The organism is Anaeromyxobacter sp. SG64, assembly GCF_022690745.1.
Lineage (GTDB): Bacteria > Myxococcota > Myxococcia > Myxococcales > Anaeromyxobacteraceae > Anaeromyxobacter > Anaeromyxobacter soli.
On sequence record NZ_JALCZB010000045.1, the window covers coordinates 1 to 12,112 of the forward strand.

General features: G+C 74.4%; 12 protein-coding genes. 10 read left to right on the plus strand and 2 right to left on the minus strand.

What is annotated here, in order from left to right; all coding sequences use genetic code 11:
- From MNZ29_RS14225 to MNZ29_RS14260, 8 genes are all read left to right on the plus strand, one after another.
- A partial coding sequence (locus tag MNZ29_RS14225) for a hypothetical protein (protein WP_242355631.1) occupies positions 1–1,261 on the plus strand: 1,261 nt, incomplete at its 5' end.
- A 118-nt stretch (positions 1,262–1,379) separates the two neighbouring features.
- On the plus strand, positions 1,380–2,210 hold the full coding sequence (locus MNZ29_RS14230; protein WP_242355633.1) for a 1,4-dihydroxy-6-naphthoate synthase: 831 nt from the start codon (positions 1,380–1,382) through the stop codon (positions 2,208–2,210).
- Positions 2,211–2,325: 115 nt separating this feature from the next.
- The gene (locus MNZ29_RS14235) at positions 2,326–3,117 is read left to right on the plus strand and encodes a dienelactone hydrolase family protein (protein ID WP_242355635.1); all 792 of its coding nucleotides are present in this window, start codon (positions 2,326–2,328) and stop codon (positions 3,115–3,117) included.
- A complete protein-coding gene (locus tag MNZ29_RS14240) occupies positions 3,114–3,893 on the plus strand; it encodes an ABC transporter ATP-binding protein (RefSeq protein ID WP_242355636.1) in 780 nt (259 codons plus the stop codon). Before MNZ29_RS14235 ends, MNZ29_RS14240 begins: the two co-directional genes overlap by 4 nt.
- 2 nt (positions 3,894–3,895) lie before the next feature.
- Entirely contained in the window at positions 3,896–4,705 is an 810-nt protein-coding gene (locus MNZ29_RS14245) for an ABC transporter permease (RefSeq protein ID WP_242333556.1), read from the plus strand.
- A gap of 322 nt (positions 4,706–5,027) precedes the next feature.
- Positions 5,028–6,713: a glycoside hydrolase domain-containing protein gene (locus MNZ29_RS14250; RefSeq protein ID WP_242355637.1), complete on the plus strand. Its 1,686-nt coding sequence runs from the start codon at positions 5,028–5,030 to the stop codon at positions 6,711–6,713.
- 233 nt (positions 6,714–6,946) lie between these two features.
- Positions 6,947–7,093 carry a hypothetical protein gene (locus tag MNZ29_RS14255; protein WP_242333549.1) on the plus strand — a complete coding sequence of 49 codons (147 nt, stop codon included), beginning with the start codon at positions 6,947–6,949 and terminating at the stop codon, positions 7,091–7,093.
- Between the two features lie 71 nt (positions 7,094–7,164).
- Positions 7,165–7,929 carry a transglycosylase SLT domain-containing protein gene (locus tag MNZ29_RS14260; RefSeq protein WP_242333546.1) on the plus strand — a complete coding sequence of 255 codons (765 nt, stop codon included), beginning with the start codon at positions 7,165–7,167 and terminating at the stop codon, positions 7,927–7,929.
- A 51-nt stretch (positions 7,930–7,980) separates the two neighbouring features.
- On the opposite strand, the gene MNZ29_RS14265 is transcribed toward MNZ29_RS14260, so the two are convergent.
- Positions 7,981–9,075, minus strand: coding sequence for a metallophosphoesterase (locus MNZ29_RS14265; protein ID WP_242333543.1), 1,095 nt, complete (start codon positions 9,073–9,075; stop codon positions 7,981–7,983).
- A gap of 234 nt (positions 9,076–9,309) precedes the next feature.
- Between MNZ29_RS14265 and MNZ29_RS14270 the strand changes: the two genes are divergently transcribed.
- A complete protein-coding gene (locus MNZ29_RS14270; protein ID WP_242333541.1) occupies positions 9,310–10,506 on the plus strand; it encodes an acyltransferase in 1,197 nt (398 codons plus the stop codon).
- On the opposite strand, the gene MNZ29_RS14275 is transcribed toward MNZ29_RS14270, so the two are convergent.
- A complete protein-coding gene (locus MNZ29_RS14275) occupies positions 10,477–11,379 on the minus strand; it encodes an alpha/beta hydrolase (protein ID WP_242333538.1) in 903 nt (300 codons plus the stop codon). The genes MNZ29_RS14270 and MNZ29_RS14275 overlap by 30 nt on opposite strands.
- Positions 11,380–11,665: 286 nt before the next feature.
- Between MNZ29_RS14275 and MNZ29_RS14280 the strand changes: the two genes are divergently transcribed.
- On the plus strand, positions 11,666–12,112 hold the full coding sequence (locus MNZ29_RS14280; protein WP_242333535.1) for a plastocyanin/azurin family copper-binding protein: 447 nt from the start codon (positions 11,666–11,668) through the stop codon (positions 12,110–12,112).

Genomic DNA, 12,112 nt, shown 5'->3' on the forward strand with positions numbered 1-12,112 from the left:
GGCGGCCTCTGCGCGCGCCTACTGCGAGGAGGCGCGGGCGCTCGGCGAGCGGCGCGCGGACCGCTACGGCGTGGCGCACGCCGGGCCGGAGGAGCCCTTCGAGCGCGGGCTCCGGCTCATGCGCGCCGGGGATCGGCGCGCGGCCGCCGCGGCGTTCGCGGAGGCGCGCGGGGACGGGGACGGGGCGGCGGCGCTGCTCGAGGGCATCTGCCTGTACGAGCTCGGGGAGGACTCGCGCGCCGACGCGTCCCTCGCCGTCGCGGAGCGCTCCGCCGAGCACCGCGAGGCGGCCGAGTTCTACCGCGGCCTCGTGGCGCTGCGCGCCGGCCGCTCCGACGACGCGGCCCGGCTGCTCGAGCGCGCGAGCACCGACCCGGAGCTCGGCCAGACCGCGCTCGGGCTCGCGCGACTCGCCCGCCGCGGCGGCCGCCTCGGCCTGTCGATCTTCGCCGAGTCGGGCTGGGACTCGAACGTCGATCTCACGCCCGACGCGAGCCGCGTCCGCAGCGGGACGGGCGACGCCGACACCGGGATCACCGCGGTGGGACGCTTCTCGCCGGCCGGCGAGAGCGGCCCGTTCCTGCGCGCGACCGCCCAGCTCCGCGAGCAGGCGCGCTACGACGTGCTCGACCTGCGCGGCGGCGGCGTGGCCGCGGGGTGGCAGGCGGGGAGGGGCGCCCGCTACCTCCTCGCCGAGGGCGGCTACGATCGCCAGGACCTCGGCGGCGCACCGTACCTCACGGCGCCGCGCGCGCTCGGCGCGGCGCGGGTCCCGCTCTCCACCGAGACCTCCCTGGGCGCGACCTATCTCGCCCGGTGGGAGTCGTTCCACACCGAGATCGCCGCGCCGTACGGTGGCCTGCGCCAGCTCGGCGAGATCGACCTCACCCTGCTCCTCGGCGGGCGCGGCAGCGCGACCCTCGCCTGGCGAGGCGTCCGGGACGGTGCCCGCCAGCCCGCGCTGGCGTCCTTCGAGCAGGGGCCGCGCGTGGGGCTACGCCTCGAGCTCGGGCCGCGGGCGCGCGCCGGCCTCGACGCGAGCCTCGCGTGGCGCACGTACGACGCGCTCGACCCGGGGCTGCGCGCCGTCCGCGCCGACACGGCGCTCGCGGCCGGGGCGACGCTCGAGCTCGATCTCGCCGATCGCTGGTCGCTCCGGCTCGGCGTCGCCGGGCACAAGGAGCTCTCCAACGTCCCGGAGCTCTCCTGGACGAAGCTCGCGCCGTCGCTCGGGATCGCCTACACCGTCGGGCTGCGCTGACGGGGCGCTCGCCCGGCCGGGCGCGCGCCGCGAGCCGCTCCGGACGCGCCCCGCCGCCGCCGCGTATATGATGCGCCCGGCCGCGCCCGTGCGGCTCCACTCGATCGACCGGCACGCGATGAGACTCACGCTCGGCATCTCGCCCTGTCCCAACGACACCTTCATCTTCGACGCGCTGGTGAACGGCGCGATCGACACGGGCGAGCTCCGCCTCGACGTCGTCCACGAGGACGTGCAGACGCTGAACGAGTGGGCGAGGGCGGGCCGGCTCGACGTGAGCAAGGTGAGCTACGGCGTCGTGCCGGCCATCGCGGGCGACTACGCGCTCCTCCGGTCGGGCGGCGCGCTCGGCCGCGGCGTGGGGCCGCTGCTCGTCGCGCGGCCCGGCGTCGACGCGTTCCGGCCGGAGACGATGCGGGTGGCGGTGCCCGGCCGAGACACCACCGCCCACCTCCTCTTCTCGCTCGCCTACCCGGGGGCGGCGCACAAGCAGTTCCGGGTGTTCTCCGACATCGAGGACGCCGTCCTCGGCGGCGCGGTGGACGCGGGCGTGATCATCCACGAGGGTCGCTTCACCTACGCGGCGAAGGGGCTCGTGAAGCTGCTCGACCTCGGCGAGCACTGGGAGCGCCAGACGGGCGCGCCCATCCCGCTCGGCGGCATCGTCGCGCGCAGGACCCTCGACCGCGACGTGCTCCGCGCGCTCGAGCGCCTCGTCCGCGAGAGCACCCTGCACGCGCTGGCGCGGCGGCCGCTCGTGACCGAGTACGTGAGGCGGCACGCGCAGGAGATGGACGAGGCGGTGATGCGCCAGCACATCGACCTGTACGTGAACGACTTCTCGGTGGACGTCGGCGACGCAGGGGGGAGAGCGGTCGAGACGCTGCTCGACGTGTACGCGCGGATGAACCCCGCGTCCGCCGGGGTGCGGCGCGACGTGTTCCTGTGAGTCGCTGGAGCGGGCCAGGGCCCGCGGTCGGGAGCGCCTGTCGGGTACCTCCGCCATCCGTCCGTGCGCGGGCCGCCCGCGGCGCGCAGATCCGGGCACCACACGGGAGGTGGGCATGACCCGAACGACGGTGACCATCGTGGCCGCGGCGCTCGCGACCGCCGGCGCGGCGCGCGCCGAGGTGAAGACGCAGGAGATCGAGTACCGGCAGGGCGACACGGTGCTGAAGGGGTTCCTCGCGTACGACGACGCGGCCAAGGGGAAGCGGCCCGGCATCCTCGTCGTGCACGAGTGGTGGGGGAACAACGCCCACGCGCGGAACGCGGCGACGAAGCTCGCGAAGGCAGGCTACGTCGGGTTCGCCCTCGACATGTTCGGAGAGGGCAAGTCCACGACGCACCCCGAGGACGCGAAGGCGTTCGTGGCGGAGGCGACGAAGGACCCCGCCGTGAAGAAGGCCCGCTTCGAGGCGGCGCTCGAGCAGCTCGTGGCGCAGCCGCAGGTGGACCGTGAGAAGATCGGGGTCATCGGCTACTGCTTCGGCGGCGGGGTGGCGCTCGACATGGCGCGGGAAGGCGAGCCCCTGAAGGCGCTCGCGACCTTCCACGGCAGCCTCGCGAGGTCGAGCGAGCCCGCGAAGGAGGGGACGTTCGGACCGCGCAGCATCCTCGTCCAGACGGGCGGCGCCGATCCCATGGTGCCGAAGGAGCAGGTGGCGGCGCTCGAGAAGGAGATGAAGGCGGCCGGGGTGAAGGCGCGCGTCATCACCTATCCGGCCGCGAAGCACGGGTTCACGAACCCCGACGCCGACAAGGCGGGCATGGCCGGGCTCGCCTACGACGCGAAGGCCGACCGCAGGTCCTGGGACGAGCTCCTGAAGTACCTGAAGGCGGTCTTCGGGAGGTGAGCGCGGCACCCCGCACCGCGACCGCCGGCCCGGCCGCGCACGTGCTCTCCGTGAGCGGGCTCGAGAAGCGCTTCGGCGCGACGGTCGCGGTGGACGGGGTGTCGTTCGAGGTCGGCCGCAACGAGATCGTGGGCCTACTCGGGCCGAACGGCGCGGGGAAGACCACCACCATCAACATGCTGCTCGGCGTCCTCCAGCCGAGCGCGGGGACCATCCGGATCGAGGGCGTGGATCTCGCCGCCGAGCGATCGCGCGCCCTCGCGCGCACCAACTTCGCCGCGGTGTACGCCCCGCTCCCAGGCAACCTCACGGTCTCCCAGAACCTCCGCGTGTTCGGGCTGCTCTACGGCGTGAGGCGGCTCTCCGACCGGATCGAGGCGCTCCTCGCGCAGCTCGACCTGCGGCGCTTCCGGGACACGCGCTGCGGCGTGCTGTCGTCGGGAGAGCAGACGCGCGTCGCGCTCGCGAAGGCCCTCCTCAACGACCCGCAGCTCCTCCTGCTCGACGAGCCGACCGCGTCGCTCGACCCGGCCACGGCGCGCGACGTGCGGGCCAAGATCCGGGCGTGCGCGGCGGCGGGCACCGGCGGCGTGCTGTGGACGTCGCACAACATGTACGAGGTCGAGGAGGTCTGCGACCGCGTCCTCTTCCTCTCGCGCGGGCGGATCCTGCTCGAGGGCGACCCCCGGACGCTGCCCGGGGAGCACGGCAAGGCCACGCTCGAGGAGCTGTTCATCACCGTGGCGCGCGAGCCGCTCGCGCTCGAGGGGGCTTGATGATGACCTTGCGGGCCGGGCGCGTCTTCGCCGTCGTCCTCCGGCAGTGGTACCTGGTCCGCGGAAGCTTCTCGCGGATCGTGCCGCTCTTCGCGTGGGTGGCGGTGGACGTCGTGCTGTGGGGCTTCATCACGCGCTGGCTCGACAGCGTCGCCGCGCCGGGCGGGAGCTTCGTCCCCACGCTGCTCGGGGCGGTCCTCCTGTGGGACTTCCTCGCCCGCGTCATGCAGGGCGTGACGATGGCGTTCTTCGAGGACGTCTGGTCGCGCAACTTCCTCAACGTCTTCGCGACCCCGATCTCGATCGCGGAGTACGTCTCCGGGCTCGTGCTCGCGAGCGTGGCGACGAGCACGCTCGGCCTCGCCGTGATGCTCTCCATCGCGACGGGCGTGTTCGGGCTGTCGCTCCTCGGCTACGGCCTCCTGCTCGTTCCGTTCCTGCTCGTGCTGTTCCTGTTCGGCATCGCGCTCGGCATCACCGGCTCGGCCCTCGTCCTCCGGCTCGGGCCGGCCGCGGAGTGGTTCGTCTGGCCCATCCCGGCGGTGCTGTCGCCGTTCGCGGGGGTGTTCTACCCGCTCGCCACGCTCCCGCCCTGGATGCGCGCGGTCGGGCGCGCGCTGCCGCCGTCGCACGTCTTCGAGGCGATGCGCGCGATCGTCGCCGGCCGCGCCTTCTCGGGCGCGGCGCTCGCCTGGGGCGGCGGCCTCGCGGTCCTCTACATCCTGCTCGCGAGCTGGGTCTTCGTGCGCGTCCACCGCCACGCGGTCCGGACCGGGCTCATCGCGCGCTACAGCGCCGAGAGCGTGAGCTGAGCCAGCGGCCGACGCGACCGGTCGCCATCCCGCCCCAACTCGCCGCGGCCGCCTGGCCGCTTCCTCGCTCGCCCGTGGTACGGACGGCCGGGCGAGCCATCGCTCGCAGCCACGGCCGGCGAGCGCCCGGGATCCACGAGGCATCCGGCGTGAGCTGAAACAGCTCGCATCCGCTCCGAGCCGCGCTCGAGGAGAGCGAACCGGGTCGGCAGGGAGGCGAACGGGGGAGGCTTCGCGCGCTCCGTCCATGCGAAGGCCATGGGACGGGCGAGCGAGGGTAGATGGGTCGGGTAGACGGCGACTCGCCTGCAGGAGAGCCCCCATGACGAGTCACGGCAGTCGATCCCGCGCGCTGGCCTCGTGCGCGCTCCTCATCCTCGCCCTGCTCCCCGCGCACGCCCGGGCCGCGCCGGCCGCGAAGATCTGGGTCGCCTCGGCGACCGAGAAGATCCGTCCGGGCGACCCCGCGCGCGCGACCTCGGTCGCACGGATCTCCGCCGCCCGGAACGAGTTCGAGGCCTTCCAGGTGGTCGTCACCGGCAACGCCCGGGGCGTGCGCGCGAGCGCGTCCACGCTCTCGGGCCCCGGCGGCGCCGTCATCGCCGGCGTCCGTCTCTACCGCGAGGCCCTCATCAACCTGACGCGGCCGTCCGCGCCCGACGGCGCCACCGGGCGCTTCCCCGACGCCCTCGTCCCGGACGTGGACGAGATCGTCGGGGAGCGGCGGAACGCGTTCCCGTTCGACGTCCGGGGCGGCGAGAGCCGGGCGATCTGGGTGGAGGTGTTCGTGCCGCGCGGCGCCGCCCCCGGGCTCTACCGCGGGGAGCTCCGCGTGGACGCCTCGGGGCGCTCCACGGTCGTGCCGGTCGAGCTCACGGTGTGGGACTTCGAGCTGCCCTCGACCTCGACGCTCCGCACGGCCTTCGGCCTCATGTGGGGGACGCTCCCCGCCGGCCACGGCATCAGCGCGTCGGACGTGGCCGCGTTCGCGACGCTGCGCGCTCGCTACGGCCAGCTCGCGCTCGACCACCGCCTCTCCCTCTCGCGTCACGATGACGGACAGTGGAACGACCTCGACCACTTCGACCGCTACTACCGTCCGCTGATGGACGGGACCGCCCCGACGCGGCTCGCCGGCGCGCGGCTGACCGCGGTCGAGTACCTCGGCAACCTCGAGGACGTGGCGAACCTCGCGCGCTGGGCGACGCGCTACCGGTCACGGCCGGGCTGGTTCGAGCGGCTCTTCCAGTACACGTGCGACGAGCCGCCGTACCAGGGCTGCACCTTCGCGGACGTGCTCACCCGCGCCCGGGCGGCGAAGACGGCCGACCGGGAGTTCCGGACGCTCGTCACCACCACCATCCAGCAGGCGGACGCGAACGGGATCTCCCCGGTGCTGGATCTCCTCGTGCCGGTGGTGAACTTCATGGACGACAAGTCCGGCACCTACGCGGGGAACCAGCGCAGCAAGTACGACCCGTTCCTCGCCGCCGATCCGCTGAACGAGGTCTGGCTCTACCAGAGCTGCATGAGCCACGGCTGCGGGAGCAGCTCCGCGTACGACACCGGCTGGCCGAGCTACATGATCGATGCGTCGGCGGTGCGGAACCGGGCCATGCAGTGGCTCGACTTCGTGTACCGGGCGACGGGCGAGCTGTACTGGGACACGACCTACGCGTACCTCTCCGGCGATCCCTGGACGAGCCAGTGGGAGTTCGACGGCAACGGCGACGGGACGCTCTTCTACCCGGGCACGCCGGCCAAGATCGGCGGCGCGACCCACGTCCCCGTCGCGTCGATCCGCCTCAAGATGATCCGGGAGGGGATGGAGGACTACGAGTACCTGAGCCTGCTCTCGCGGCTCGGGGACCCGGGCCTCGCGGCCGCCGTCGCGAGCGACCTCTTCCCGACGGCCTCCTCGACCGACCCCGGCGTCGCCCGGCTCATGGCCGCGCGCGAGCGCGTCGCGCGCCGGATCTTGGAGCTTCGCGGCGTCCCGTTGCCGTGAAGGACGGATGCGCGCGCGCCCCGGCAGACGAGCAGCCGGTAGCTTGACTCGACGCGGCGCGCGGGACTAGCCTCGCGACGTTCCTCGGACGAAGCGCAGCGGGTGCTGCGCCGCGTCCGCGGACGATCCCGATCACAACGACCCGAGCGTCGCCCGGCTCCGGGCGTCGCGGAGCGCGAGAGGCGCCCCGCGGCGCTCACACCGGCGATCGTCGTTGCAGGAGTGGTCCGACCATGCAGTCCGCGCTGTTGCCCGCGCTCGTCCTCGCCGCTGCCGCCATCGTCGTGGGCCAGAGAATCCGCGCGCGCCGTCGCTTCGCCAGGCTGAAGGTCTCCGGGGGCCGGATGGCTCTCGTCCTCAACATCGTCAATCGACGCTGATCCGTCGCTGGATCCCGCGCCGCGATCACCAGATCGTAGCGCCCGGGTCGGGTGGCGGTACCATTCGCGCCGTGGCGAGACGGCGCGCGAGGCGGAGGCCTGCCCGGAGCCGGCGGCGCGAGGCGCCGCCGCTCGCGGTGGTCGTGCTCCTCGCCGTGGCGTCGCTCGCGGCGGTCAACTTCGCCTACCAGGTCATCCGCAAGCCGACCGAGCTGCTCGGGCTCGTCGCGCCGACTTCCCCGAAGCCCCCCGAGGCGACCTGGGCCGAGTACGGCGCGCTCTTCGAGGAGCACTCGACCGATCTCGTCCGTCCGGAGCTCCTCGCCGCGCTCGTCCAGGTCGAGAGCGCGGGAGACCCGCTCGCGCGCACCTACTGGCGCTGGCGGTGGAGCTGGAACCCCCTCGAGCTCTACGCGCCCGCCTCGAGCGCCGTCGGGATCCTCCAGATCACCGACGGCACGTTCGTGGAGGCGAGCCGCCTCTGCATTCACGACCACGCGGTGGCGCACGAGGGCGCCTGGTACGACCCGCGCGCCTGCTGGCTCAACGCGCTCTACTTCCGCACCGTCCCGAGCCACGCCATCGAGATGACGGCGGCGCTCCTGCACGAGGCGATCGCGGAGGCGCTCGGAGGACGCAGCGCGACGGTGGCGCAGGGCGCGCGCCTCGCCGCCCTCGTCCATCTGTGCGGCCGGGGGCGGGCCCCCGCCTTCGCGGCGCGCGGGTTCCGGGCGCTGCCCGGCGAGCGCTGCGGAGACACCGACCTCGGCGGCTACCTGGATCGCGTGGAGGCGCTCTCGCGGACGTTCGCGCGCATGGCGGCGGTGGACCTCTGATCGCGCCGCCCGCCCGGGCGGGCTCCCTGCGCTCGGACTCCCTGGCGCGGGTCACTTGCACGCGACCGGCCGGCAGGCCCCCGCCGCGCCGGCCTGGCAGCAGTGCAGCGCCACCCCGCTCGTGTCGAAGAAGTCGACGCGGTAGCCGTGGCCGTCCGTCTCGAGCACCGCGTAGCCCCAGGCGGTCGTCGCGAAGCGGACCTGGGCGCGGGCGGGCGTGCGGGTCGTGAAGTGCGCGAAGCTGCCCATCGCGGTGCTGCCGGAGACGAACACCTCGAGACCGTCGAGCGTCAGGTGCTCCAGGGCGTGGACGTGGCCGGCGAAGAACGCGCGGGCGCGGCCCCCGGCGGCGGCGAGGAGCCGCGCCATGCGCGCGCCGTAGGGGAGCGGGCGGCGCGTGCCGTACCAGTGCACCGCCGCCGGCGGGTGGTGGCCGACGAGGAAGCAGAGCCGCCCGGCGCCGCACGGCGCGGTCGCCTCGCGGACGAAGGCGAGCTCCTCCTCGAGCGTGAAGCCGCCGTAGTCCCGGACGACGACGTTCGTGTCGAGCACGACGAAGCGGACGTCGCCCCGGTCGAGCACGTAGTGGCGCGCCGGCTGGAGCCACTCGGGCGAGCGGCGCGCGACCGCGAGGCACGCGCGCCGCCGCATGGCCTCGACCTCGCCCAGCGCCGGCCGCGCGCAGCTCCCGCCCCCGAGGCCGACGTCGTGGTTCCCGAGCGCGAGGTAGATCGGCAGAGGACCGCCGTGGCGCCCGCGCAGCCCCGCGAGCGGCGCCTCGTTCACGCGGAAGAGCGGGTCGTCCGGCGGCGAGGCGCCGGGCGCGACGGTCAGGCCGTCCTCGGCGAAGCGGCAGGTCTCCGCTCCCGGTCGGGTGGGCTCCGGGCCGCAGTGGTAGATGTTGTCGCCGAGCTCCAGCGCGAGGTCGAACGGGCGCGCGCGGGTGGCGCGGCGCATCGCGCCCGCCACGAGCCGCTGAGGGATCGACTGGAAGCCGAAGTCTCCGAAGACGAGGACGCGCTCCGTCTCGGAGCGCGAGGCCGGGCGCGGGCCGAGCGGCTCGGCCCGGTACACGTCGTGGACGCAGGCGAGCAACGCGGCGGCCACGAGCGCGACCGAGCCACTCCTCAGATGCGCCGCGTTCATCGTGGGATCCCCTCGGCGTGGCTCGGGGGCCCGAGCGGGCCGCTCCCTCGGGTCCGCTCCATGGCCCCCGGACGCCGTGGCGCGAGTCTCGCCCGAACCCGGAGGACGGACGGCGCTCGCGCTGGGGGCTCCCCGGACGAGCGCCCGGCCCGGGCGAGGTGGCGCACGCCCCGGCGCCCGCGTTGAGCGCTCGAGCGTCCTGAGCGTACCGTGTTCGTCGTGGCGATCGCAGCGATGCCCGCTCGCCTGCTCCCCGACGCAGCACGGACCGTGACGCGCCGGCGCGCCGACGTGGAGTGGCTCAAGGTCGCGGGCGCGCTCCTCGTGTTCCTCATCCACGCGGCGGAGCCCTTCAACCCCTGGGACAGCTGGCACGTCACGAGCCCGGAGCGGACGAAGTGGCTGGGGGAGGTGATCCTGGTTTTCGCTCCCTGGATCATGCCCCTCTTCATGATGCTCGCCGGGGAGAGCACCTGGTACGCGCTCGCGCGCCGCTCGACCCGCGCGTACGTCAAAGACAGGCTCCTGCGCCTCGCGCTCCCCCTCGCCGCGGGGCTCCTCGTGCTCGTCCCGCCGCAGGTGTATCTCGAGCGCCGCCTGAAGGGTCAGTTCGGCGGGTCGTTCCTCGACTTCTACCCGCACTTCTTCGACGGCCTCTATCCGCGGGGGAACTTCGGCTGGCACCACCTGTGGTTCGTCGTCTTCCTGCTCGCGTTCTCGCTCGCCACGCTGCCGCTCCTCCAGTGGCTGCGCACGCCCGCCGGCCGGCGCACGATGGCGCGCGTCGCGGCGCCGTGCGACGCGCCGGGTGGGCTCATCTGGCTCGTCCTGCCGTACGTGGCGATCCGGATCGCGATCGAGGTCGTCTTCCCCGGCACCCCGCCGCTCTCCGCGGACTGGTCCGACCGGGCGCTGCTCCTCCCCGGGTTCGTGTTCGGGTTCGCGCTGGCGGGAGAGGACGGCTTCAAGCGCGCGCTGGACCGGTGCTGGCAGGCGGCCCTCGTCCTGGCGCTCGCGACGTCCGCGACGCTCGCGGTGTGGGCCTGGCCCGGCCACCTCCTGGACCGCCTGCCCGCGCCGCGCTCCCCGGCCGGCGCGCTCCTGTGGGGCGGCTACGCGTTCGGCGCCGCCTGCTGGCTGCTCGCGCTGCTCGGCGGCGCGCGCCGCCACCTCGACGTCCGGCGTACGGTGGCGTTGCGCGCAGGAGAGCTGGTCTTCCCGTTCTACGTGCTGCACCAGCCGATCGTCGTCGGCTTCGCGTACCTCGCCGTGCGGGCGGGGCTCGGGATCCTGCCCGCGTTCGCGTTCATCTTCGTGGCCTCGCTCGCGACCACGCTCGCCCTCTGCGCGCTCGTCGCCTCGAGCGACCTCCTCCGGCCGATCTTCGGGCTCAAGCGGCGCTCAGCCGCCGTGCGCGCCAGCCAGGCGTGACGCGGCCATCCCCGCCTCGCGCAGATGCCGCGCGAGGAAGGCGCCGACGCGTCGCTCGTACTCGGCGGGCGCGAACGCGTGCAGGTCGACGTGCGCCGCCCTGTCGACCTCCCAGAGCTCCTTCGGCGACCGGGCGCGCTCGAAGAGCGCCCGCGACTCGCTCGGGGTCGTGTACCGGTCGGCGGTGCCGGCGGCGACGAGCACCGGCGCCGTCTGCTCGCCGATCCGGTCGATCGGCCGAAGGTCCGCGGCCCGCACGCCGTCGCGCGGGAAGATCGAGTGCAGCACGAGCGAGGTGAGGGGCGGGCCGATGGGCCCGAGCCAGGCGCGCAGCCGGTCGCGCACGGCGTCCCGGATGGTGGGGTAGACCGACTCGAGCACGAGCGCCTCCACCGGGAGCGGCGTCTCCCCGAGCAGCGCCGCGGCGCCTCCCATCGAGATCCCGATGACGCCCACCCGCTCGCCGGGGAGGGCGCTCCGCACGAACTCGACCGCGGCGCGCGCGTCGCGGCTCTCGAGCGCGCCGTAGGTGGACTCCTCGCCCGGGCTCTCGCCGTGCGCGCGGAAGTCGATGAGCAGCACGGAGTAGCCGGCGGCGCTGAGGAACCGCGCCCGGTCCACCATCGTCAGCCGGTTCGCGCCCATGCCGTGCAGGAGCACCACCGCTCCGGCCCGGGGCCGGCCGCGCACGAACCAGCCGTGGATGTCGCTGCCGGAGGCGCTGGGGAACGCGACGGGCTCGGCGTCGAGGTCCTTCGGCGGCGGCCGCACGGCCGCGCCCGCGCACTGCACGGTCAGCGCGGCGAGCGCGAGGAGCGCGACGCGCACCGCGCCGCTCCGCCGCTCGATCGATCTCCCGACGCGCTCCGTCATGAGCGACGTTTGATAACGGCGCGTCCTCACGGCCACAGCGCGGGAGCGCCCGGATGCCCGGTCGCCGCCGCGAGGACGAAGCTCCCTCCCGCCCGCGCCCGGGAGGCCGCGCCAGCCGGGCACGTCCTCCTGGGCGCCTACGCGCCGTGCCACGCTCGCTCGCTTCGCGGGGGGTACGACCGGCTCGCCTCAACCGGGCCGCGAAACCGGACCGGCCCGTCGCGCGTCGAACACTGAGAGCGCGGTCCGGAGGCGCGGGCCGAAGCGCGAGGAGAGGGAGGGGCGTATGCAGGCTGGAACGAGGGCCGGGCTCGTCGCCGTGGCGATGGGCGTCCTGGCCGGCTGCGGAGGATCGAGCTCGTCGAGCACGCCCTCCACGCCCGGCTTCTACATCACCATCTCCAACATGACCTTCTCCCCGGCGAGCCTGTCGGTGCCGCCCGGCGGGACGGTGACGGTCCTCAACAAGGACGCGGTCCCGCACTCGGTGACGAGCGAGGCGACCGCGAACGCCTTCACTCCCGGCGCGGTCGCGGGGGTGTCGTTCGACACCGGCACCTTCGACGGTCAGAAGACCTTCACGATCCCCGCGAGCGCGCCCAACGGGACGAGGATCCCCTTCTACTGCACGGTCCACGCGGCGACCATGAAGCCGCCGAACGGCACGATCACCGTCGACGCGGCCGCGCAGCCCGCCGCGCCGCCGGGCGGCAGCGGCGGCGGAGGCTACTGA

Excerpts from the sequence above, each read along its gene's own strand:
- MNZ29_RS14270 (WP_242333541.1), top strand. The coding sequence starts at position 9,310 with ATGCCCGCTCGCCTGCTCCCCGACGCAGCACGGACCGTGACGCGCCGG.
- MNZ29_RS14275 (WP_242333538.1), bottom strand. The coding sequence starts at position 11,379 with ATGACGGAGCGCGTCGGGAGATCGATCGAGCGGCGGAGCGGCGCGGTG.
- MNZ29_RS14250 (WP_242355637.1), top strand. The coding sequence starts at position 5,028 with ATGACGAGTCACGGCAGTCGATCCCGCGCGCTGGCCTCGTGCGCGCTC.
- MNZ29_RS14255 (WP_242333549.1), top strand. The coding sequence starts at position 6,947 with ATGCAGTCCGCGCTGTTGCCCGCGCTCGTCCTCGCCGCTGCCGCCATC.
- MNZ29_RS14230 (WP_242355633.1), top strand. The coding sequence starts at position 1,380 with ATGAGACTCACGCTCGGCATCTCGCCCTGTCCCAACGACACCTTCATC.
- MNZ29_RS14265 (WP_242333543.1), bottom strand. The coding sequence starts at position 9,075 with ATGAACGCGGCGCATCTGAGGAGTGGCTCGGTCGCGCTCGTGGCCGCC.
- MNZ29_RS14280 (WP_242333535.1), top strand. The coding sequence starts at position 11,666 with ATGCAGGCTGGAACGAGGGCCGGGCTCGTCGCCGTGGCGATGGGCGTC.
- MNZ29_RS14235 (WP_242355635.1), top strand. The coding sequence starts at position 2,326 with ATGACCCGAACGACGGTGACCATCGTGGCCGCGGCGCTCGCGACCGCC.
- MNZ29_RS14245 (WP_242333556.1), top strand. The coding sequence starts at position 3,896 with ATGACCTTGCGGGCCGGGCGCGTCTTCGCCGTCGTCCTCCGGCAGTGG.